Source organism: Herbidospora galbida (assembly GCF_005233835.1).
GTDB lineage: Bacteria > Actinomycetota > Actinomycetes > Streptosporangiales > Streptosporangiaceae > Herbidospora > Herbidospora galbida.
Genome location: NZ_SZQA01000013.1, coordinates 25669 through 46985, shown reverse-complemented (window position 1 = coordinate 46985; position 21317 = coordinate 25669). Strand labels below are relative to the sequence as shown.

The following is a 21317-nucleotide window of genomic DNA, read 5'->3' as shown; positions in this document are numbered from 1 at the left end:
CGCCGGACTGTCTCCTAAGAGAGGGTCCTACCTGCGCCCGACCTCAATCGGGGAAACTTTAACCGTCACCTTTCAGTTCTTCACCGTAGCCCGTTGCTCGAAAGCCAAATCTCCGGTGCTACTCCACAGCCGCTCAAGCAGCATCTTCCGGGCGCGCGACGTAGGTTCCTTTTGCCGGCAAGGTAACGACTAGTCCACGATCGCGAAGTTCCTCAATCACACGCCTCGCGGTTCCCAGAGCGACGCCGTACTCTGCGGCAAGGTCCCGCTCTCCAGGAAGCCGCGAGCCCGGTACCAGTTCGCCGGCCGCGATACGTGCCGCGATGTGGTCGGCCACCCGCGCGTAGACATACATGGCGGGCCCCGGTGCGTCGGGATCGTACGGCGGCACGGCAAAAGGTAACAAAGGGGCACAACGGTCAGGCGGTTGATCTATGCGTTCGGGTGATGAACAGACATGATCACAGGCACCCTGCTGCGATGAACCGAACTACCACACCAATACGTGACCAATCGTCATTCCCGATAGTCAATTCGACGCGCCCATTTCATTTGCATCTCCCCGCACAAACCCCGCCTCGACCGCACGGCAGGTCCCCTAGGTAAGGCCCTCACCCGGGACCAAGCACGCACCCTGCTGGACGCGGTGAAAAGGCCGCCGCTTGACGCCCATGTGCTCGTGATCATGACCACCAGCGTTCCACCGCAATCGCCTACGACTTCATAGGGGATCACGTCGTCACATAGGACCGAAGGAAGGGCGTGGTGGCGAGCCCTCGAAGCGACGTCCAACCACAGCCAGTTCGCCATCTACGGGTGGCGTACAGATCGAGTAAGAGGAAGCACGAAGACCCGTAAGTCTCGGCGTTGCCTAGTGCTTCCGATCAGATGGCCACAACCTCAGCAACACCACGCCGTTCAAGCTGCTCAGGAGCTCGACTCTGGAGGAGCGCTCACAGGCTAAGTCCGCCTGAGGTGGCTCCCCGTTTGGCTCCCCGCGACCCTGAAGATCGAAAAAGGGGCTCCGGATCTCTCCGAAACCCCTACTGACCTGCTTCGATTCTGTGGAGCTATGGGGATTCGAACCCCAGACCCCTTCCATGCCATGGAAGTGCGCTACCAGCTGCGCTATAGCCCCGCCGCACTCGTTGGTGCGTGAGTGCTGTGCCAGCATAGCGGATTCCGGAACGAGGGGTGAACGCGTGCGCCGCCCCCCGAAATCCCCTCGCGTCCACCGCATCCCCCCGCCTACCGTTGATCCCGGTGCCGGCAGGTCAGGGGCGCCCCGGGTATCGCCGGGTCGCGTTCCCCGTATCGCGTCGCACCTCCTTCTCTGGCAGGTCGCCAAGACCTTGGGTTCGATTCCCTTGCGGCGACCTCCGGCGGGTCGTGTTCGATGCGGTCGCCTGGGCCCTGCGGGCTCCCGTCCACGGACGGGGACGCCCCCGCCCGTGGCTCCGTGACGGCCCGCCGGAGGCCGTCCTCTCAATGGGCAAAGGGGTGAGCGAAGATGGCGAAGATCACGGTCATGGAGTGGCAGCGGGTGCTGGCCTTCCACGACGGGCGCTTCGAGCGGCTTCTCGGGCCGGGCCGGCACCGTTACAACCCCCGCCGGACGACCCACGTCACGGTCGACGTCAGGCCTCAGCTCCTGCACGTCCCCGGCCAGGAGGTCCTGACGCGGGACGGCGTCTCCATCCGGGTCTCGGCGACGGCGTCGTGGCTGGTGAGCGACCCGGTGGCCTACACCAACAAGGCCGCGAAGCCGGCTCAGGTCCTCTACGCGGCCCTGCAGGAGGGGCTGCGCGCCAAGGTCGGCCAGGTCGATCTGGAGTCGCTCATCAGCGACCGGGCGACGCTCGACGTCGAGCCGGTACGCGCAGAGGTCGCCCCCCTCGGCATCGAGGTCACCGATTTCCGGATGCGGGACCTGATGCTGCCGGGTGAGCTGCGGCGGGCCGCGATGGACGCGGTCGTGGCGCGGGAGCGCGGCAAGGCGGTGCTGGAGGAGGCCCGTGCGGAGGCGGCGGCGCTGCGGTCGCTGGCGAACACGGCCCGGCTCCTGGAGGAGCACCCGGCGCTGCTGCAGCTGCGGACGCTGCAGGTGGCGGCGGAGCGGTCGACGACCCTGGTCATCGATCCCCGCGTCCAGCGGTCAGCGGCCGAGTAGGCGGCGCCACCACGGTCGCGCCGCCGGCGGCGGCGCGACGGCTTTCGGGGGCGCGGGCGGGTGGGCGGCCCGCCAGGCGGCGATCACCTGCTCCTCGTCGAGGATGGGGACGACGACGGGCGGTCCGGCCATGGGGTGGCGCAGCGCGTCTTTGATGCGTTCGTTCATCTCGGCGACCAGGGCGCGGGCCTGGTCTTCCGACCGGGCCGCCACGGCGGCGTCCCTGACCTTCTCGGCTTCCCGGCGCAGCCCCAGGCCGCCGGGGAGCGGGAACTCGAGGCCTTCCTCGTCGAGCTTGCGCTTGATCCAGCCCATCTCGTCGTCGCGCCCCCGGGGCAGCGGTTTGCCGGCTCCGGGCAGGTCGTCGAACTCGCCGCGGGCGGTGGCCTCGCGGATCTGCCGGTCGATCCAGGTCTCGAAATTCATCCCGCCGGGCTTGCGGTCGGTCACACCAGCCTCCGGAGCAGCTCCCTGAACTCCTCGCCCTCGGCGGGGCCTCCGAGAGCGGCGATCACCTCTCCTTGCAGCGTATCGGCCGACTCCTGCGCGGTTTCGAGCCGCTCCATGCCGAGCGGGGTGAGTTCGAGGGCGTAGCGCCGCCGGTCGAGCGGGTCCTGGCCGCGGGCCACCAGGCCGGCTTCGGCGAGTTCGTCGACGACCTGGGCGGCGGCGGCCTCGGTGTAGCCCATGACCTCGGCCAGCCGCTGCTGGGGGCAGGGGCCGAGCCGGCCGATGGTCATCAGGGGGCCGACGAAGCGCATCTTCATCCCGGTGTGGGCGAGCAGGGCGTCGCCTCTGCGCCGCAGCTCGAAGTGGGCGCGGGAGACCAGGTGTTCGGTGCTGCCGGCCGAGCCGACCAGCCGGCCGAGCAGTTCGGTGAAGCGGTCGCTCTCCGCCGGGGTGAGGGCGGCGGTGAGGGCGCTGTCGCGGGCGGCCATGGTGGCGCGGAGCCCTTCGAGCGCCTCGCGGCCCTTCGGGGTGACCGAGATGACGTGGGAGCGCCGGTTGGCCGGGTTCACGGTCCGGACGACGAGCCCTTCCTCCGACAGCCGGTCGATCAGCTTGACCATGATCGTCCGGTTGATGCCCAGCCGTTCGGCCAGCTCCTGCTGCGACCCGGCGGCCTGGTCGGCCAGCGTGTCGAGGATCACGTAGTCGCGGGGCCCGGAGCCGTCGGACGCGAGGCGGGCGTACAGGGTCCGCAACAGATAACCGATGTACTCCCGCACCTCGACAGCATAAGACACTTAAATTATTGACGGTTAAGCACGTTGATAATAAAGTCCGCGACATGAGCATCGACATGACGATGATGTACGTCCTCCACGACGCCCTCAGACGCGAGCTCGACCGGATCGCCCGCCTCACCGAGACCCCCGACGGCCTGCTGAAGGCCACCGTGACCTGGGAGCTGTTCACCACCTACCTGCACATCCACCACACCTCGGAGGACGACGCCCTGTGGCCCGCTCTGCGGAAGGTGGTCCCGGAGACCGACCTCGCCCTCCTCGACGCCATGGAGGCCGAGCACGCCGTGATCGACCCCGCCCTGGCGGCCGTCGAGTCGAGCGGCTTCGACGACCTGGCCGAGAACGTGGCCGTCCTGCGCGACCGGCTCACCGCCCACCTGCGGCACGAGGAGCGCGAGACCCTGCCGTTGATCGCCGCCACCCTGCCCGAGGAGGAGTGGGCCCGCTTCGGCGCGCTGCACCGTCAGCGCGTGGGCGACGACACCGCCCGCTACCTGCCCTGGATGCTCGACTCCGCCGCCGACGACCTCGCCGACCGCGTCCTGAACTCCCTGCCCGAATCCATCAGGACCGCCTATCGCGACGACTGGCTCCCGGCATACCGGGCGATCCGCGTCACATCCCGCGAAAGTGATACGTCTAGGGAGTCATGACTTTCAGTGAGCACCGGAAGGTCCTGCTCGGGGTCGCCTACCGCGTCCTCGGCAGCGTCACCGACGCCGAAGACGTCGTCCAGGAGGCCTGGCTGCGCTGGTCGCAGCTGCCCGAGGGCCACGTCGACGACGAGCGGGCCTATCTCGTCCGCGTCACCACGAACCTGGCCATCGACCGGCTCCGGCACGTCCAGACCCGCCGCGAGGCCTACGTCGGCCCGTGGCTGCCCGAGCTCGTCAGCACCACCGACGTCGCCGAGGAGGCCGAGCTCGCCGACACGGTCGAGCTGGCGCTCCTGGTCGTCCTGGAGACGCTCTCGCCACTGGAGAGGGCGGTCTTCGTCCTGAGAGAGGCGTTCGGCTACAGCCACGCCGAGATCGGCGCCGTCCTCGGCCGCGACGAGGCGGCGGTCCGGCAGCTCGCCAAACGCGCCCGCGACCACGTCAGGGAACGCCGGCCCCGCTACGACGTCGACCGGGGCGAGCGCCGCGCGATCACCGAGCGGTTCGTCAGCGCCGCCGCCGGGGGCGACCTCGACGGGCTGACCGCCCTGCTGGCCAGAGACGTCACGCTGGTCGGCGACGGCGGCGGCAAGGCCAAGGCGCCGCGGAACATCCTCGCGGGGGCCGCGAATGTGGCCAGGTTCCTGATCGGCATCGCCTCCGAGCGCGGCGTCAGCCGCTTCCTCGACGGGGCCGCCGCCGAGCTCACCATCGAGATCGCGAGCGTGAACGGGGGGCCGGCGGTGGTCGTCCAGGCCGACGGGCGGGCGGCGGCGGTCTTCTCGCTGGTCGTGGCCGACGGGCTGATCCAGACGGTGTACGTCGTCGCCAATCCGGAGAAGATGTCACATCTGTGAGGCCGCGCCCGTCCACGGGTGCATGACGCAGATCACCATCATCGGCGGCGGGCTCGCCGGGCTGACCGCGGCCATCGCCTGCGCGGAGGAGGGGGCCGACGTCCTCCTGCACGAGGCCCACCAGACCCTCGGCGGCCGGGCCCGGTCGACCGCCGCGCCCTACGTCGCCAACGACGGCACCCACGTCCTCTACTCCGACGGCGCGCCGTTCCGCTGGCTCGACCGGCGCGGCCTGGCCGGGCCCTACCGGTCGCTGGGCCCCAAGGAGTTCCGGAGGCTCCGGGTCCGGTACGGCTCCCGCCTGCTCCCCCGCCCTCCCCGCCCCCTGCTGAGGGCCCTCCTGAGGCGGGGCCGCGAGGCCCCCGTACACGAGAGCTTCGAGAGCTGGGGACACCGCCACCTGGGCGAGGAGGCGACGAGCGCCGTGGCCGGCCTGCTGGGCGTGGTCACCTACGAGGCCGACCCGGGCCGTCTGTCGGCGAAGTTCGTCTGGGACCGCTTCCGGCGGGTCTCCCGCCCCGGCTTCCCGGCCCCCCGCTACGTCGTGGGCGGCTGGGGCCGCATGATCGAGCGCATGGCCGCGCGCGCCCGCGCCCTGGGCGTCATGATCGAGACCGGTTCACGGGTCACCGAGCTCCCCCCGGGCCCCGTCATCGTCGCCACGAGCCTCGACGCCGCCCGCACCCTCCTCGGCGACCCGGCCCTGACGTGGGAGAGCGGGCGGGCGGCCCTGCTCGACCTGGGGGTCACGCGCGACCCCGCCGACGTCTTCCTGATCGCCGATCTCGACGAGGGCGGCTTCTTGGAACGGTACTCCTCGCCCGATCCGACCCTCGCGCCCGAGAACGAGAGCCTGATTCAGCTCCAGATTCCGCTCCGTACCGGAGAGGGCAAGAGCGCGGCGATCGCCCGGTTGGAGCGGCTCGCCGACCTCGGTCTCCCCCGCTGGCGCGAGCGCCTCACCTGGCGCAGGGAGGCCCTCGCCTCAGGCCGCACCGGCGCCCTTGACCTGCCCGGATTAACCTGGCGCGACCGTCCGGCCATCGACCGGGGGGACGGCGTCCGGCTCGCCGGAGACAGCGTCGCGGCCCCCGGTCTGCTGAGCGAGGTCGCGGTCAACAGCGCCCTCGAAGCGGCCCGCCAGACGGTCGGATCGATCAGGAAAACCCCACGGATGACGTAAAGGATGGGGGCAGATTGGCCCGATCCACCTCCCATGGCCTAGGCTTAATGCGTGGTCGCCCGAGGCGAGGTCAGGTCGCCTCGGGCGGCCACCCTCATTTCCCCCTGAAAACCCGCTATCCGCGGGCCACGCGCGTCGTCATCGCCAGTTCGTCGCCGTCGAGGGCGAACTCCACCGCGACCGCGCCGAGCTCCCCCGTACTGGTCAGATGGGTGCCCCCGCACGGGATCGACGCCTCCGCCCCGGGCAGCAGGCAGCGCCACGTGCGGCGGGCGGTGAGATCTTCATCGGGGCAGTCGACCCAGACGGGCGCGTCGGCGGCGATCCACTCCTTGAGCCGCTCGCCCACCTGCTCGGTCAGCGCGGCGAGATCGAGCCCGGCGGGGTCGAAGCCCTTGCGCCGCAGCGACTTGCCCAGCCGGTAGACGTCGCGGCTGCCGTGGTTCAGGATCCGCGACGACGTGATCGCCAGCTGGTCGAAGTCGGGGTGGCCGAGGCTGTCGGCGCGGGCCTCCTTACGCCAGAGCGGCGCCAGCGCCTCGTTGAGCGCCAGCGCCGTCAGATGGCAGGCGGTGTGGCCGGCCGAGAGGCCGTGCCGCCGGTCGGGGTCGACCCACAGCTCGACCTGGCCCTCGATGGGCTCCTCCATGATGTGGACGACGAGCCAGTGCCACCCCTCGGCGCCCCGCTTCACGGGGATCTCGTCGCCGATGTAGAGGGTCTGGCCGTCAGTCGCACCGGTCTGGCAGTCGACCACCCGGGCCCCGGCGAGCAGACCGGTGTCGGCCGGCTGGTCGGGCCAGGCGTGGTCGAGTGGGTGGAACGGGGTCCGGGCCACGATCACTCCGTGGCCGCCCCCCAGCGGCACCCGCGCGACCACTTCCGACGACCCGGTCAGCCCGCCCTTGGGATAGGTGACCTGGGTCGATGCGCGAAGGTCCATGACTGTCATTATCGGGCACGGCGTCCAGGACGCGATCAGCGCCCACGTACCACCCGGTCACCGCCTGGGCCGCTACCACGACGAAGAGCAGGGCGAACGGCAGCGTCCAGCCGCCGGAGACCTGGTAGAGCAGGCCGACCAGGAGCGGCCCGGCGCCGGCGATGAGGTATCCGGCGCTCTGCCCGAACGCCGACAGCGCGGCGGTGGCCTCGGCGGTCCGGGTGCGCAGCCCCAGCAGCGCCAGGGCCAGCGGGAACGACCCCATGGCCAGCGAGAGCACCAGCGTCCACACCACGATCGCCTGGCCGGTCATCAGCCCGGCGAAGCCGATCACGTAGATCGCGACGAACCCGAGGATCAGGGGCCGCTGGTCGCGCATCCGGGTGGCCAGGGCGGGCACCACGAGCGAGGTCGGGATGCCGACCGCGGCGAAGATCGCCATGACGGTCCCGGTCTGCTCGCCGGTGAACCCGTGGTCCAGCAGGAACTGCGGGAACCAGCCGAAGATGACGTACGCGATCAGGCTCTGCGACCCGAAGTAGCCGGCCATGGCCCAGGCGAGCCGGTTGCGGAGCAGGTCCCCCGGCCTGATCCCGGCGGCCGACCCGCGCTCGGGCTCGGTGCGCAGCAGCGCCAGCCACGGGATGACCGCCACGGCCGCCAGCGCCGCCCACACCCCGAGGGCGACGTGCCAGTCGCCGTCGGCGGCCTTCTGGATCGGCACGGTCGCGGCCGCCGAGATCATCGTGCCGAACGCGAGCCCGACCGAGTACAGCGTGGTCATCGGCCCCGGACGAGCCGGGAAGTGCCGCTTGATCAGCGTCGGGATCAGCACGTTGCCGATCGCGCCCCCCGCGAGCGCGACGGCGCTGGCCAGCAGGAACACCGCGGCGTCGTCGACCATCGACCGGATCAGCAGGCCCACGCCGGTGAGCACCAGCGCGGCCACCAGCAGCCGGTGTTCCCCGGCCCGTCGGGACAGGGCCGGGGTCACCGCGCCGAAGGCGGCGAAGCAGAGGACCGGCAGCGTGGTGAGCACCCCCGCGGTCACCGCCGACATGCCGAGAGAGTCTCTGACCTGGTCGAGCACAGGGCCGACGCTGCTGACCGCGGTACGCAGGTTCAGTGCGGCGAGCACGATCCCCACGGCCACCAGCCAGGCGATCGATCCGGTACGACTTCGGCGGGCGGCGATCGCTGCCATGCCTAACTCAATCCCCCACTCATCGAATCATCCTATGATTCGACAAAGTTTAGGACCTTTTTGTCCAGTTAGGCAAACCAGTTGTAACAAACGTGGGCGGCCCGGCGGCCGCCCACGGGTGAATCAGGCCACCGGAGGGGTCATCGGCGGGCCCTCGTCGTACCGGGGGTTGCCGTAGGGGCGGGGCGTCGGCCCGGGCGGGGGCAGGGTCGTGTCGGCCGGCAGGGTGCCGCCCGGCTCGTGCCGGTCGTTCACGTCGCCGCGCCAGCCGCCGGTCGCGTCGCCGCGCGACTCGATGAACTCCTTGAACCGGTCGAGGTCGCCGTTGACCCGCATGCGGACGATCTGCAGCGCGTCGCCCATGGTCTCGGTGAACCCCTCGGGGTCGTACTCCATCCGAAGGGTGACCCGGCAGGCGGCGGCCCCGAGGGTCTCGAAGGTCACCGTGCCGGACTGGCGGGGACGCTCCAGCGACCGCCACTCGATGCGGTGGTCGGGGGTCTGCTCGGTGATCTCGGCCTCGAACTCGCGCCGGATCCCGGCGATCTCGACGACCCAGTGCGTACGCCGGTCGTCGAGCTGTTTGACCGACTCCACGCCTTCCATGAACTCGGGGAAGGACTCGAACTGAGTCCACTGGTTGTAGGCGGTCCGGATCGGCACATCAACGTCCACGGTGTGTTCGATCGTGCTCACGGCCGTTCCTCCAGATTCGTTGGGGAACGGTCACCCCTGCCCGCGTCTGCGGTTTCCGAACAACCAGACCAGCCCGACCACGGGCAGCACGAGCGGGATGAACAGATAGCCGCTGCCGTAACCCGACCAGACGGTCGCGTGCGGGAACGCCTGCGAGTCGACGATCGACAGGGTCCCGACGACGAGCACACCGGCCAGCTCGATCAGGCACGCCGCCACCGCCAGCCGCTCGTTCCCCCTGGCCAGCGCCACGGTGAGGACGATGTAGACGACCGCCGCGAACGCCGACAGCGAGTAGGCCAGCGGCGCCTCGGAGAACTTCGCGGCGATCTGCACCCCGGCCCGCGCCGAGGCGGCCAGCGCGAAGATCCCGTAGACCGCGACCAGCACCCGCCCGGGCCCGGTGTTCACCCCGGTTCTCACGGCAGGTCCCAGAGCTGCAGCAGCCGCCCCGTCATGACCCCGACGGTGAAGGCGGCCACGGCGATCACCGCGGGCCCCCACCGGGTGCGTTCGGCCCGCCCCCACCACAGCGCCGCCGGCGGGATGACCACCGTGCCGATGAGGTAGCCGACGAAGGTGGCCTGCTCGGTCACCTGACCGGCCTTCGGAAGGGCGATCACGGCCTGCACGACGAGGGCCAGCTCGACCAGGACCAGCCCGGCCAGGATGAGCGCCCCCATGGGCCGGTTCCGGATCGCCGTGACGAGGGACACGACGGCCAGCAGCAGGGCCGCGCCGATCACCCATCCGGAATAGGCGGAGAACATGCCCAGCAGGGTACCGGTGGCCTATGCCAGTCCGTGCTCCACGGCCAGCACGGCCAGCCTGATCCGGTTGGCGCACCCGGTCTTGGCCATCACGCTGGCGACGTGGGTCTTCACGGTCGTCACGCCGAGGCTGAGCCGCTCGGCGATCTCGGGGTTCGACAGGCCCGCGCCGACCAGGGCGAGCACCTCGCGCTCGCGCCGGGTGATGGGCAGCGGCGGCGGCTCGCCGGCCGGGACGTGGGTGACCGCGCGCTCGACAATCCGGGCCAGCGCCGACCGAGAGAAGGCCCGGTCGCCGTCGGCGGCCCTCCGCACGGCGTCGAGCAGCTCGGCGGGCGGGGTGTCCTTGACGAGGAACCCGCAGGCCCCGGCGTTCAGCACGGCGTAGAGGTTCTCGTCGTCGTCGAACGTGGTCAGGGCCAGCACCCGCGTCGCCGGGCGCGCGGCCGTGATCCGGCGGGTGGCCGCCACCCCGTCGAGGCCCGGCATCCGCAGGTCCATCAGCACGACGTCGGGGATCAGGTCGTCGACGAGCCGGACCGCGTCGGCGCCGCCGCCGGCCTCCCCCACCACCTCGACGTCGCCGGACGACTCGAACAGCATCCGCAGGCCCATCCGGACCAGTTGCTGGTCGTCGACGAGAAGCACGCGGATCATGTCAGCACCTCCGGGAAGGTCGCCCGCACCCGCCACCCGGGCCGCCCCGGTCCGGCCGGTCCGGCGGTCAGGCTGCCGCCGAGCAGTTCGACCCGTTCGCGCATGCCGAGCAGGCCGTGCCCGGTGCGGGCGGCGGCGGGCTCCCGCCCGGCCCCGTCGTCGTCGATCTCCACCCGGACCGTCCCGCCCAGGCGGGTCACCCGCAGCGAGGCCCGGGCCGAGGGGCCCGCGTGGGCGGCGGCGTTGGCCAGGCCCTCCTGGGCGACGCGGAGGACCGCGAGGCCGCGTACCGGATCGAGGTCGGCCACCCCCGGGTCGACGGCCGACTCGACCACCAGCCCGGTGCCCTTGGCCCGGTCGACCACCGCGCCCAGCGCGTCGGGCAGCCCGCCCGGGTCGACGAACGAGGCGTCGAGCGGCGCCCGCAGCACGCCGACGAGCCGGCGCAGGTCGTCGAGGGCGGCCGTGCCCGCGGCGTGGAGGTCGTCGAGCACCTCGGTCACCCGGGGATCGGCGCCGGGCGCCAGCACGTGGCGGGCCACGCCGACGCGCAGCACCATCGAGGACACGTGGTGGGCGACCAGGTCGTGCAGTTCACGGGCGATGGCCGCGCGTTCGGCCTCCCGGGCCGCCTCGACCCGTTCGGCCGCGCCGTCACGCTCCCGCCGCGCCGCCTCCCTGGCCAGCCGCACGTAGCCGCCGAGCAGCAGCGGCACGCCCTGCAGGATCACCACGCGGAACACCACCTCGCCGGCCGAGCCGGCGTGCCAGCAGACGACGAGTGAGCAGGCCAGGGCCGCCCCGAGCACCTGCCGCAGCGGCGAGCGCACGGCCGTCTCGAACAGCAGCACGCAGGTCAGCACCTTGAGCGCGGGGGTGACCGCGAAGCCTTGCACCTCACCGAAGAGCAGCAGCCCGGCCGCGATGAGCGTGGCGGCCGGCGGCGACCACCGGCACACCCCGGCCAGCGCCAGCGCGACCAGGGCCAGCGCCCAGTCGCGGACCTCCACGCCGGGGATGATCCACACCAGGTCACCCACCAGTGCGGCCAGCAGGATCGCCAGCCGCACCAGGATGTAGTCAGGCTCGAAGACGCGCTCGATCCACACCACGCGAGGAGCGTAACCGGCGGCGTCGCCGGAAACCTCCTCCCGCGGCAGGACCCCCGGTCAGCCTTCGGCGGTCTCCCGCAACAGCAGGTCCACCACATCGGTGGCCTGCCCCTTCTTCCGGTACGCCGCCCGCTGCCGCGCCGCCGACCCCCCGAGCCGCACGGCCTCCAGGGCCAGCGCCGACACGGTCTCCCAGTCGCCGAGCGCCTCCAGGGTCGGGCGGAGCTCCTCCAGCAGCGTCTCCAGCAGCAGGCCCGCCGGGCCCGGTTTCCCGGTGAGCGGCGAGATGAGGTCGCCGCTCAGCCCGGAGCGGGCCGCCCGCCAGGTCGCCGCGCGCAGCAGCGCGGGCCGCTGGTCGAACCGGGGCGGGGCCCCGGCCTCGACGGCGTCGGTCTCCCTGACGACCAGGGCCCGGAACAGCCCGGCCAGCAGGACCATGTCGTCGACCCGGGGAACCGCGTCGCACACCCGCAGCTCCATCGTCGGCACGTGCGCCGACAGCCGGATGTCGAAGTAGACCATCCCCCGGTCGTCGATCACCCCGGAGGTGACCAGGTCGGCGACGGCCTGGTCGTATTCGGCCGCCGACGCGAACGGCCCGAGCGGCCCGGCCGTCGGCCAGCGCTGCCAGGCCAGGGTCCGGCTGCTGGCGTAGCCGCTGTCGGTCTCGAACCAGTAGGGCGAACTGCCCGAGACGGCGAGTAGAACGGGCAGCCACGGCTGCACCCGCTGCGCCACCAGCACGGCCAGGTCGCGGTCGGTGATCTCCACGTGGACCTGGCCGCCGCAGATGAACTGCTCGCGGGCGATGAACTGGTAGCTGTCGAGCAGATATTCGTAGCGTTCGTCGGCGGTGAGCTCGAACCCCTCGGTGCCGTGCAGGGGGGCGGTTCCGGAGCCGACGATGCCGAGGCCGTGGGGTTCGGCGCCGGTGATCAGGCGACGGCGCAGTTCGACCAGGTCGGCGCGGAGGGCGGCCAGGTCGGGGGTCGGGGTGCTGTTGGTCTCGACGACGGCCTGCTGCAGCTCGGCCGAGAAACTCTTGTCGGGAAGCCCGTCGAGGACGACATGGGCCTGTGGGGTCAGCCGGCGGCTGACGAGATCGACGACGTGGAATTCCTCTTCCACGCCCAGCGCCACCAAGCGAGTCATAAGACGTGATCTACCCATCATCCGGTGAATGAGCACGAACTAGGTCAAGCTCTCTAGCCAGGCCTGGTGCAGGCCCGCGTACCGTCCCGACGCGGCGATCAGCTCGCCGGGCGGGCCGTCTTCGACCACCCGGCCGCCGTCGATCACGAGAACGCGGTCGGCGATCTCCACGGTCGACAGCCGGTGGGCGATGATCAGGGCGGTCCGGCCCGTCAGCACAGTGCGCAGAGCGCGCTGGACGAGCCGTTCGCTGGGGACGTCGAGGCTGGAGGTGGCCTCGTCGAGGATGAGCACGGCCGGGTCGGCCAGGAACACCCGGGCGAAGGCGACGAGCTGCCGCTGCCCGGCCGACATGCGGGCGCCGCGTTTGCCGGTCTCGCCGTCGAGCGAGGAGACGAACCCCCGCACCCCGACCGCGGCGGCGGCCGCCTCGACCTCGGCCGTGGACGCCGACGGCCGCCCGAACCTGATGTTGTCGGCCACGCTGCCGCCGAACAGGTAGTTCTCCTGGGTGACCATCACCACCGCGCGGCGCAGCTCGTCTTCGGCGAGGTCGCGCAGGTCGACGCCGTCGAGGGTGATCGCGCCGGTGACGGGGTCGTAGAACCGGGCGATCAGCTTGGCCAGCGTCGTCTTCCCGGCCCCGGTCGCCCCGACGACGGCCACGGTCTGGCCCGCCGGGATGACGAGGTCGAGGCGGTGCAGCACCGGGACGTCGGGGTGGTAGTGGAATCGCACGTCCCGGAAGACGACCTCACCCCGGGCGGCCGGCAGGGCGACCGGCACCAGCGGCTCGGGCACGCCGGGACGCTCCTCCAGCACCCCCGACAGCTTCTCCAGCGCCGCCCCCGCCGACTGGAGGGTGTTGTAGAACTGCGAGATCTCCTGCATCGGCTCGTAGAACTGACGCAGATACAGCAGGAAGGCGGCCAGCACCCCGACGGTGACCTCGCCGTGGATCGCCAGCCAGCCGCCGTAGACCAGCACCGCCGCGATGGTGACGTTGCCGAGCAGCTTCACGCCGGGCTGGAACAGCGCGATCAGCCGCATGCCGGCCAGGTTGGCGGCCCGGTAGCGCTCGTCGAGCTCCTCGAAGATCTCCTGGTTCCGGTCTTCGCGGCGGAAGGTCTGGGCCGCCCGGATGCCGGTCATCGACTCCACGAAGTGGACGATCACCCCGGCGACCGCCTCGCGGCTGCGCCGGTAGGTCACCAGGGAGGCCCGCCGGAACCAGCGCGCCATCAGGAACAGCACGGGGAAGGGCGCCAGCGCCACCAGGCCGAGCCGCACGTCGAGGACCAGCAGCATCACGGCCGTGCCGAACAGCGTCAGCACGGCGGTGATCAGCCCGTCGAAGCCGCCCGCGACCAGTTCGGCGATGGCCTCCACGTCGGAGGTCAGCCGCGAGATCACCCGCCCGGAGGTGTACTTCTCGTGGAAGGCCGGGGAGAGCCGCTGGAACTGCTTGAACACCCGCCGCCGCAGCTCCAGCAGCGTCTCCTGCCCGATCTGGCCGGAGAACCGCAGGAACGCCTGCCGGGTCAGCGCCTGGGTGACCGCGCAGCCGAGGATGGCCGCCACGATCAGCAGCAGGGTGCGGGTGCCCGCCGGGATGCCGGTGTCGATGCCGACCTTCACCAGGTAGGGGATCGCCAGCCCCGCCGCGTTGGCCACCACGATCAGCGCGACGAGCAGCGCGATCGCCCGTCGGTGCGGGCGCAGCAGCTCGCCCAGCAGCCGCCGCGACCGGGCCCGGAGCAGGACGTTGGCCTCCTCGTCGAGGTCGTCGCGGTTCTCGGCCGCGACGCCGCGCCAGTCGGTCAACTCAGCACCTCCTCGGCCGCCAGGAGCGCCCGATACCCCGGGACCCGGGCCAGTAACTCCCGGTGAGTGCCGACGTGGGTGATCGTGCCGCCGTCGAGGAGGGCGACCCGGTCGGCGAGCAGCACCGTGGAGGCCCGGTGGGCGACCACGATCCCGGTCGCGTCGGCCAGCACGTGGCGCAGCGCGTCCTCGACCAGCGCCTCGGTCTCCACGTCCAGCGCCGACAGGGTGTCGTCGAGCACCAGGATCCGGGGCCGCCCGAGCACCGCGCGGGCCAGCGCGAGCCGCTGCCGCTGCCCGCCCGACAGCGACATGCCCTGCTCGCCGATCCGGGTGTCGAGCCCCCAGGGCAGGTCGTGGACGAAGGTCGCCTGCGCCACCTCCAGCGCGGCCCACACGTCGGCGTCGGAGGCGTCGCGGTGACCGAGCGTGACGTTCTCGCGCACGCTCATCGAGAAGAGCGTGGCCTCCTCGAACGCCGTCGCCACGATCGACCGCAGACACGGCAGGGTCAGGTCGCGTACGTCGTGGCCGTCGACGGTCACCCGCCCCGAGGTGACGTCGAGGAGCCGGGGCACCAGCGCGGTGAGCGTGGTCTTGCCCGAGCCGGTCGCCCCCACGACGGCGACGGTCTCGCCGGGCCGGACCTCCAGCCAGAGGTCGTCGAGCACGGGCCGGTCGGCCCCCGGGAAGCGGAACCCCGCCCCCTCGAACCGCAGGTACCCGCGCGGCCGGTCGAGCACGAGGGTCCCGCCGACGATGGCGGGCTCGGTGTCGAGCACCTCCAGCACCCGGTCGGCGGCGGTCATCGCCTCCTGGCCCATGGCCAGGATGTACCCCAGCGAGGAGACCGGCCAGACCAGCTGCAGCACGAAGGAGGTGAACGCCACCAGGGCGCCCAGCGTCAGCGCTCCCCCGTCGACCGCCATCGCCCCGAGCAGCAGCACCAGCGCCAGGGTGACGCTGGGGACGATCTCCAGGAAGGTGAAGAACCGGGACGAGAGCCGCACCTTGCCGAGCGCGGTCTCCTTCACGGTGACCGCGAGGGCGTCGTACCGGGAGAAGACGTGACCGCCCCGGCCGAACGCCTTGATCGTGCGGATCCCGAGCGCCGACTCCTCGACGTGGGTGGCGAGGTCGCCCTGGCGGTCCTGGAGCGTACGGGAGACCGCCCGGTAGCGCCGCTCGAACCGGGCCGACACGACGATGACCGGCACCGCCGCCAGGGCCACCAGCAGGCCGAGCGGCCAGTAGAGCCGCAGGAGCAGGAACGTCACCACGACGAGCTGGATGACGTTCATGACGAGGAACAGCGCGCCGAACCCGAAGAAGCGGCGGATGGTGCCGAGGTCGGTGGTGGCGCGGGAGAGGAGCTGTCCCGACTGCCACTCGTCGTGGAAGCTCATCGGCAGCCGCTGGAGGTGGGCGTAGAGGTCGTCGCGGAGGGCGGTCTCCACGCCGAACACCGCGACGCCCTGCGTCCAGCGGCGGAACCAGGTCATGACCGCCTCGACCACGCCCAGCGCGAGGGCGAGCAGGCCGAGGGGGATCAGAGCGGCGAGGTCACCGCGGGCGATGGGCCCGTCGATGATCTCCTTGCCGACCATGGGGATCGCGAGCCCGGCGGCGATACCGGCGACCGCGGCGATCCAGCTGACGATGACGACGGTTGCGAAGGGCCGGAGATAGGACTTGAGTCGCCAGAGGGACAACAAGTGCATAGTCCCAACGACTACAGGCTCAGCCCGTTTCCCGGGAGGCCACTATCGCGTGCCGTCGTCCTGGAACTCCGGTTTGTCGTCACTGCTGACCGGCTCGGGCAGGGTGCCGGCGTTGTGCTCGCCGAGCCGCCAGCCCTTGCGGCCCTGCTTGAGCAGCGACCACGAGCAGTTGCCGAGCCCCCCGAGCGTGTGCCACAGCTCGCGCGGCAGCCCCAGCACGGAGAGCATGCCCAGGCGCAGCGCGGCGCCGTGGGAGACGACCACGAGCAGCCCGTCGTCGTCGATCTCCTCGACCCAGCGCAGGATCGCCGCCGACACCCGGGTGGCGACCTCGACCTCGGTCTCACCGCCCGGCGGCTCGAAGGCGGCGTATTCGGCCGGCCAGCGGGCCGCCATGACGTCGCTGGTCAGGCCCTCCCACTCGCCGCCGCCGCGTTCGCGCAGCTCCTTGTCGACGGTGACCGGCAGGCCGGTCACCCGCCCGAGAGCGAGGGCGGTGTCGTGGGCCCTGCTCAGGTCGCTCGACACGATCTTCGTGGGCCTGAGCGCGGCCAGCAGCGACGCCGACCGGGCCGCCTGGGCGACCCCGGTCTCGTCGAGCGGGATGTCGGTGTGGCCCTGGAACCGGTGTTCGACGTTCCAGAGGGTCTGGCCGTGCCGGAGGCAGACGATCCGCCGGCTCACCCCTCACCCCGCGCCCGCTGGGCGGCGGCCTCGGCGACGCTCTCGGGCAGCGCGATGGCCGGGCAGTCCTTCCAGAGGCGCTCCAGCCCGTAGAAGTGGCGCTCCTCCTCGTGCTGCACGTGGACCACGATGTCGATGTAGTCGAGCAGCACCCAGCGGCCCTCCCTCTCGCCCTCACGGCGTACGGGCTTGGCCTCGGCGTCGACGCGCAGGCGCTCCTCGATCTCGTCGACGATGGCGCGGACCTGGCGGTCGTTGGACGCGGAGCAGACGACGAATGCGTCGGTGATCACCAGCCGGTCGCTCACGTCGTAGGCGACGATGTCGTCGGCGAGCTTGTCGGCCGCGGCCTCGGCGGCGACCTTAACGAGCTGGATCGATCGTTCAGATGCGGTCACGATGCGGTTTGTTCCTCCATGACGGGGATGTGATCCCAGAGTGCCCACCCGTCGGGGCGCTCTTCAAGCCTATTGCCGCCCTATCGGTAAAGACCCCGCTTGCCGATGTACTGCACGATCCCGTCGGGGACCAGATACCAGATGGGCTGACCCGCGGCGACCCGCTCCCGGCACTCCGACGAGGAGATCGACAGGGCCGGCACCTCGATCAGGCTGACCTTGCCCGTCGGCAGACCCGGGTCGTGCAGGGTGTGGCCGGGCCGGGTGCAGCCGACGAAATGGGCGATCGTGAACAGCTCCTCGGCGTCGCGCCAGCCGAGTATCTGGGCCAGCGCGTCGGCGCCGGTGATGAAGTAGAGCTCGGTCTCGGGCCCGTACGCCGAGGCGATGTCACGGAGCGTGTCGATCGTGTAGGTCAGGCCGGGCCGGTCGACGTCGACCCGGCTGACCGAGAAGCGCGGGTTCGACGCCGTCGCGATCACGGTCATCAGATAGCGGTCCTCGGCGGCCGAGACCGTGCGGTCGGCCTTCTGCCACGGCTGGCCCGTCGGCACGAAGACGACCTCGTCGAGGTCGAAGTGGTGCGCGACCTCGCTCGCGGCCACCAGGTGGCCGTGATGGATGGGGTCGAAGGTGCCGCCCATGATGCCAAGCCGCCTGGTGGTGGCCCCGTTTCTCATAGCACGGACGATAACGTCCGGCCTCTCTCCGGGTTCATGCGCGGCGCGGGAAACACCGACGTAGCATGCCGAGCATGACCACTCCCGATCGCACCCGCACGCCGCTGCCCGGCATCAGTTCCCGCGCCTACGAGCACCCCGCGGACCGGTCCGCCCTGGTGGCGATGCGCTCGCTGACCGGGTTCGACTCGGTGCTCAAGCGCACCTCCGGGCTCTTCTCCGAGCGGCGGCTGCGCCTGATGTTCCTCGCCTCGGCGGTCCGCACCTCCGAGACCCAGTTCCGGGGCCTCTACGACATGGGCCGCGACAGCGCCTACATCCTCGACCTGGCCCGGATCCCCGAGGTCTACGTCCAGCAGGATCCCAAGGTCTACGCGATGGCGATCGGCTTCGACGAGCCCTTCATCGTCGTATCGACCGGCTGTCTCGACCTGCTCGACGAAGAGGAACTGCGGTTCGTCGTCGGTCACGAGACGGCCCACATCCTGTCGGGGCACGCGGTCTACGGCACGATGCTGCAGATCCTCACCCGGCTGGCCACGCGGGTCGCCTGGATCCCCCTCGGCTACATCGGCCTGCGCGTGATCGTCGCCGCCCTCGAAGAGTGGGCCCGCAAGGCCGAGATGTCCGCCGACCGTGGCGGTCTTCTCGCGGGTCAGGACCCCGAGGCCGCGCTGCGCGCCCTGATGAAGCTGGCCGGCGGCTCGCGCCTGCACGAGATGAACATCGAGGCCTTCCTCGACCAGGCCCGCGAGTACGACACCGCCGGCGACGTCCGCGACGGCCTGCTCAAGGTCCTCAACCTGCTGGGCACCACCCACCCGTTCGCGGTCACCCGGGTCGCCGAGCTCGACCGCTGGCGCCGCAGCGGCGACTACGACCGCATCCTCACCGGCGACTACCCCCGCCGCACCGACGACCACACCGCCAAGATCTCCGACGAGGTCAAGGCCGCCGCGGCGTCCTACCGCGAGTCGTGGGCGCAGTCGCAGGACCCGTTCATCGGCGTCCTCCGCGACGTCGCCGAGGGCGCGGTCAACGCCGGAGAGCGCATCTTCAACCGGTTCTCACGGCGGGAGAACTAGAACAGCGAGCCGACGATCCTGACGGCGGCGGCGCAGATCGCGACGAACCCGCCGAGCACCGCCAGCGCGCGCAGCCCCTCCCTGCGCAGCTCCGGCAGCTCGGCGCCGACCTTCTCGACCTCGCGGCCGATGATCGCGCCGCAGACCACGCTGAAGACGAGCCCCGCGACCGTGACGGGCACGGCCTGCTCCCACCAGACGGGAGCCAGCCGCCCCCCTGCGGTCGCCCACATCGCCCCGAACGCCAGCGCCCCGGCCGGCAGCCCCGGCCAGGCGACCCCGGCGATCAGCGCACCCGAGAACGACACCGGGAACAGCCCGATCCGCAGCGCCTTCTTCAGCCGTCCGGGCCGGCGCCTCTTCGTCAGCCAGTGCCCCACCCAGAGGGCGCGGGCCAGCACGACGAACACCCCGGTCACCGCGAACGTGGCGACCGGGTAGACCACACACCCGATCACACACGGCACCGCCACGGCGGCCAGCACCAGCAGCGACGTCCCGCCAGTGGGAACCGCCTCGGGCGGCGGCTTGACGCTCCGCCTCCGCCGCGTCTGCACCACGGCCTCGGCCCCGAGCCGCGAGTCGGCCTCTTCCCTGGCGGCCTTGTCCTTGGTACGCCGCGACTCGACCGACAGCGCGCCGTCACCCGAGCCGCCCGAGCCGGAGTCGCGGGTCCGCCGGGCGCCGTCGGCCGCACCGGCCTCACGAGTCCGGCGGCCGCCGTCCGCCGGGCCGACACCCGAGGCTTCCCGCGTGCGACGACCACCCTCGGCCGCCCCGGCACCCGAGGCATCCCGGGCCCGACGGCTGCCTTCAGCCGAGCCGGCACCGGCGGAGTCACGGGTCCGGCGGCCACCTTCAGTCGACCCGGCACCGGCCGCGTCCCGGGTGCGACGACCACTCTCGGCCAAACCGGCACCTGCGGCATCCCGGGCTCGGCGGTCACCCTCAGCTGAACCCGAACCGGCCGCATCCCACGCGTGCCGCCCGCCATCGGCCGAACCCGAACCTGCCGCATCCCGGGCACGACGCCCGCCCTCAGCCGAACCCGAACCGGCCGCATCCCGGGGACGACGGCCGCCATCGCCCGACCCGGCACCCGCCACATCCCGGGCACGACGCCCGCCCTCAGCCGACCCGGCACCCGCCGCATCCCGGGCACGACGGCCGCCGTCGGCCGAACCCGAACCAGCGCCGCCCGAATCCCGCCCGCCGTCGACCGGACCCGCGTTATTGGCACTCCAACCGCGCCGCCCGCCCTCGGCGGGGTCGGCCGCGCTCTCGCGGGCGCGGCGGCCCTCGGGGGCGCTCCCCCGGTTCTCGCGATTGCGGCGGCCGCCGTCGGTGTCGCGGCCTCCTGAGTCGTCGGCGCCGTTCTCCCGGCCCCGGGAGCGCCGGGACGTCTCGCCCTCGGTCGGGGACTCCTTCTCGCGGACGTCGTGTTCCTCCGCCGCGCGGACCAGCCGGGTCATCCGGTCGGCCAAGATCGCGGCGGTCGGCCGTTTGGCCGGGTCGCGGTTGAGGGCCGCCCTGATCTGCGGGAGCAGGGCGGGCGGCACGTCCTTGAGGTCGGCCTTGCCGTGGAGGATGGCGTACATCTGCGACTCGGCGGAGCCGCCGCCGAAGGTGGGGCGGCCGGTGGCGGCGAAGGCCACGGTGGCCGCCCAGGCGTGCAGGTCGGCGGGTTCGCCGACCTGTTCCCCGGCGAAGAGTTCGGGCGCGGCGTAGCCGGGGGTGCCGAGGAAGGTCCCGGTCTGGGTCATCCGGGTCGCGTCGAGGACCTGGGCGATGCCGAAGTCGATCAGCACCGGGCCCTCGTCGCCGATCAGCACGTTGGCCGGTTTCAGGTCGCGGTGGACGATCCCGGCGGCGTGGATGATCGCCAGTGCGGTGGCCAGGCCGCGCGCGAGGCGGATGACCTCCACCTCGGGCAGCGGCCCGTCGCGTTTCACCGCGCTGAGCAGGGTGTCGCCGGCGATGTGCTCCATGACCAGGTAGGGCCGGTCACCGGAGAGATCGGCGTCGAGGACCCGCGCCACGTAGGGGCTCTCCACCCGCCGCAGCGCGCGGACCTCGCGATCAAGCCGTAATCGGGCGTCGGCGTCGCCTTCGATGGCTTCGCGGAGCATCTTCAGGGCGACCTGCTCACCCCGTTTGGTGGACGCGAGATAGACCTCGCCCATGCCACCACGGCCCAGGCGCTCCAGGAGCGCGTATGGGCCGACCCGCCCCAGACGTCCACCCATAGGTGTGGTCACGATAGTGGAGCGCCACG

At 71.8% G+C, this 21317-nt stretch carries 22 protein-coding genes and 1 tRNA gene; 5 read left to right on the top strand and 18 right to left on the bottom strand.

The features are described 5' to 3' along the window. Positions 1-133 precede the first annotated feature (133 nt). Positions 134-355: a winged helix-turn-helix domain-containing protein gene (locus FDA94_RS15380; protein ID WP_137247741.1), complete on the bottom strand. Its 222-nt coding sequence runs from the start codon at positions 353-355 to the stop codon at positions 134-136. Between the two features lie 710 nt (positions 356-1065). Continuing rightward, positions 1066-1138: transfer RNA gene (locus FDA94_RS15375), tRNA-Ala, on the bottom strand. A gap of 372 nt (positions 1139-1510) precedes the next feature. Between FDA94_RS15375 and FDA94_RS15370 the strand changes: the two genes are divergently transcribed. Further along, the gene (locus FDA94_RS15370) at positions 1511-2170 is read left to right on the top strand and encodes a slipin family protein (RefSeq protein ID WP_137247740.1); all 660 of its coding nucleotides are present in this window, start codon (positions 1511-1513) and stop codon (positions 2168-2170) included. On the opposite strand, the gene FDA94_RS15365 is transcribed toward FDA94_RS15370, so the two are convergent. Continuing rightward, positions 2156-2620: a DnaJ family domain-containing protein gene (locus FDA94_RS15365; RefSeq protein WP_137247739.1), complete on the bottom strand. Its 465-nt coding sequence runs from the start codon at positions 2618-2620 to the stop codon at positions 2156-2158. The genes FDA94_RS15370 and FDA94_RS15365 overlap by 15 nt on opposite strands. Then, positions 2617-3399 carry a MarR family winged helix-turn-helix transcriptional regulator gene (locus tag FDA94_RS15360; RefSeq protein WP_246059939.1) on the bottom strand — a complete coding sequence of 261 codons (783 nt, stop codon included), beginning with the start codon at positions 3397-3399 and terminating at the stop codon, positions 2617-2619. The genes FDA94_RS15365 and FDA94_RS15360 overlap by 4 nt, the downstream gene beginning before the upstream one ends. Before the next feature lie 62 nt (positions 3400-3461). Here FDA94_RS15360 and FDA94_RS15355 point away from each other — a divergent pair, with 62 nt between their 5' ends. From FDA94_RS15355 to FDA94_RS15345, 3 genes are read left to right on the top strand one after another with little or no spacing between them, the layout of a single operon-like run. Beyond that, entirely contained in the window at positions 3462-4073 is a 612-nt protein-coding gene (locus FDA94_RS15355) for a hemerythrin domain-containing protein (protein WP_137247737.1), read from the top strand. Continuing rightward, complete coding sequence (sigJ, locus tag FDA94_RS15350; RefSeq protein ID WP_137247736.1) at positions 4070-4933, top strand: RNA polymerase sigma factor SigJ; 864 nt, start codon at positions 4070-4072, stop codon at positions 4931-4933. Before FDA94_RS15355 ends, sigJ begins: the two co-directional genes overlap by 4 nt. Positions 4934-4955: 22 nt before the next feature. Beyond that, positions 4956-6116, top strand: a complete 1161-nt coding sequence (locus tag FDA94_RS15345) for an NAD(P)-binding protein (RefSeq protein ID WP_137247735.1) — start codon at positions 4956-4958, stop codon at positions 6114-6116. Positions 6117-6231: 115 nt separating this feature from the next. On the opposite strand, the gene FDA94_RS15340 is transcribed toward FDA94_RS15345, so the two are convergent. From FDA94_RS15340 to nadD, 13 genes are all read right to left on the bottom strand, one after another. Further along, a complete protein-coding gene (locus FDA94_RS15340) occupies positions 6232-6954 on the bottom strand; it encodes an alanyl-tRNA editing protein (protein WP_137247734.1) in 723 nt (240 codons plus the stop codon). Continuing rightward, positions 6845-8263, bottom strand: coding sequence for a CynX/NimT family MFS transporter (locus tag FDA94_RS15335; protein WP_137247733.1), 1419 nt, complete (start codon positions 8261-8263; stop codon positions 6845-6847). The genes FDA94_RS15340 and FDA94_RS15335 overlap by 110 nt, the downstream gene beginning before the upstream one ends. Positions 8264-8386: 123 nt before the next feature. Next, a complete protein-coding gene (locus tag FDA94_RS15330) occupies positions 8387-8959 on the bottom strand; it encodes an SRPBCC family protein (protein ID WP_137247732.1) in 573 nt (190 codons plus the stop codon). A gap of 30 nt (positions 8960-8989) precedes the next feature. Beyond that, positions 8990-9382, bottom strand: coding sequence for a hypothetical protein (locus FDA94_RS15325; protein WP_137247731.1), 393 nt, complete (start codon positions 9380-9382; stop codon positions 8990-8992). Then, positions 9379-9729 carry a hypothetical protein gene (locus FDA94_RS15320; RefSeq protein ID WP_137247730.1) on the bottom strand — a complete coding sequence of 117 codons (351 nt, stop codon included), beginning with the start codon at positions 9727-9729 and terminating at the stop codon, positions 9379-9381. The genes FDA94_RS15325 and FDA94_RS15320 overlap by 4 nt, the downstream gene beginning before the upstream one ends. 21 nt (positions 9730-9750) lie before the next feature. Beyond that, complete coding sequence (locus tag FDA94_RS15315) at positions 9751-10386, bottom strand: response regulator transcription factor (protein ID WP_137247729.1); 636 nt, start codon at positions 10384-10386, stop codon at positions 9751-9753. Further along, entirely contained in the window at positions 10383-11498 is a 1116-nt protein-coding gene (locus FDA94_RS15310) for a sensor histidine kinase (RefSeq protein ID WP_212735334.1), read from the bottom strand. The genes FDA94_RS15315 and FDA94_RS15310 overlap by 4 nt, the downstream gene beginning before the upstream one ends. A 57-nt stretch (positions 11499-11555) precedes the next feature. After that, positions 11556-12650, bottom strand: a complete 1095-nt coding sequence (locus FDA94_RS15305) for a carboxylate-amine ligase (protein WP_246059938.1) — start codon at positions 12648-12650, stop codon at positions 11556-11558. Positions 12651-12689: 39 nt separating this feature from the next. Further along, positions 12690-14474: an ABC transporter ATP-binding protein gene (locus tag FDA94_RS15300; protein WP_137247727.1), complete on the bottom strand. Its 1785-nt coding sequence runs from the start codon at positions 14472-14474 to the stop codon at positions 12690-12692. Further along, on the bottom strand, positions 14471-16186 hold the full coding sequence (locus FDA94_RS15295) for an ABC transporter ATP-binding protein (RefSeq protein WP_246059936.1): 1716 nt from the start codon (positions 16184-16186) through the stop codon (positions 14471-14473). Before FDA94_RS15295 ends, FDA94_RS15300 begins: the two co-directional genes overlap by 4 nt. 51 nt (positions 16187-16237) lie before the next feature. Next, positions 16238-16879 carry a histidine phosphatase family protein gene (locus tag FDA94_RS15290; protein ID WP_137247725.1) on the bottom strand — a complete coding sequence of 214 codons (642 nt, stop codon included), beginning with the start codon at positions 16877-16879 and terminating at the stop codon, positions 16238-16240. Next, a complete protein-coding gene (rsfS, locus tag FDA94_RS15285; protein WP_137247724.1) occupies positions 16876-17277 on the bottom strand; it encodes a ribosome silencing factor in 402 nt (133 codons plus the stop codon). The genes FDA94_RS15290 and rsfS overlap by 4 nt, the downstream gene beginning before the upstream one ends. A gap of 80 nt (positions 17278-17357) precedes the next feature. Then, positions 17358-17957: a nicotinate-nucleotide adenylyltransferase gene (gene nadD / locus FDA94_RS15280; protein ID WP_137247723.1), complete on the bottom strand. Its 600-nt coding sequence runs from the start codon at positions 17955-17957 to the stop codon at positions 17358-17360. Positions 17958-18022: 65 nt separating this feature from the next. Between nadD and FDA94_RS15275 the strand changes: the two genes are divergently transcribed. Beyond that, positions 18023-19042 carry a M48 family metallopeptidase gene (locus tag FDA94_RS15275; protein WP_137247722.1) on the top strand — a complete coding sequence of 340 codons (1020 nt, stop codon included), beginning with the start codon at positions 18023-18025 and terminating at the stop codon, positions 19040-19042. Here the strand turns inward: FDA94_RS15275 and FDA94_RS15270 are convergent. Continuing rightward, positions 19039-21288: a serine/threonine protein kinase gene (locus tag FDA94_RS15270; RefSeq protein WP_137247721.1), complete on the bottom strand. Its 2250-nt coding sequence runs from the start codon at positions 21286-21288 to the stop codon at positions 19039-19041. The two genes, FDA94_RS15275 and FDA94_RS15270, sit on opposite strands and share 4 nt — an antisense overlap. Positions 21289-21317: the final 29 nt, after the last annotated feature.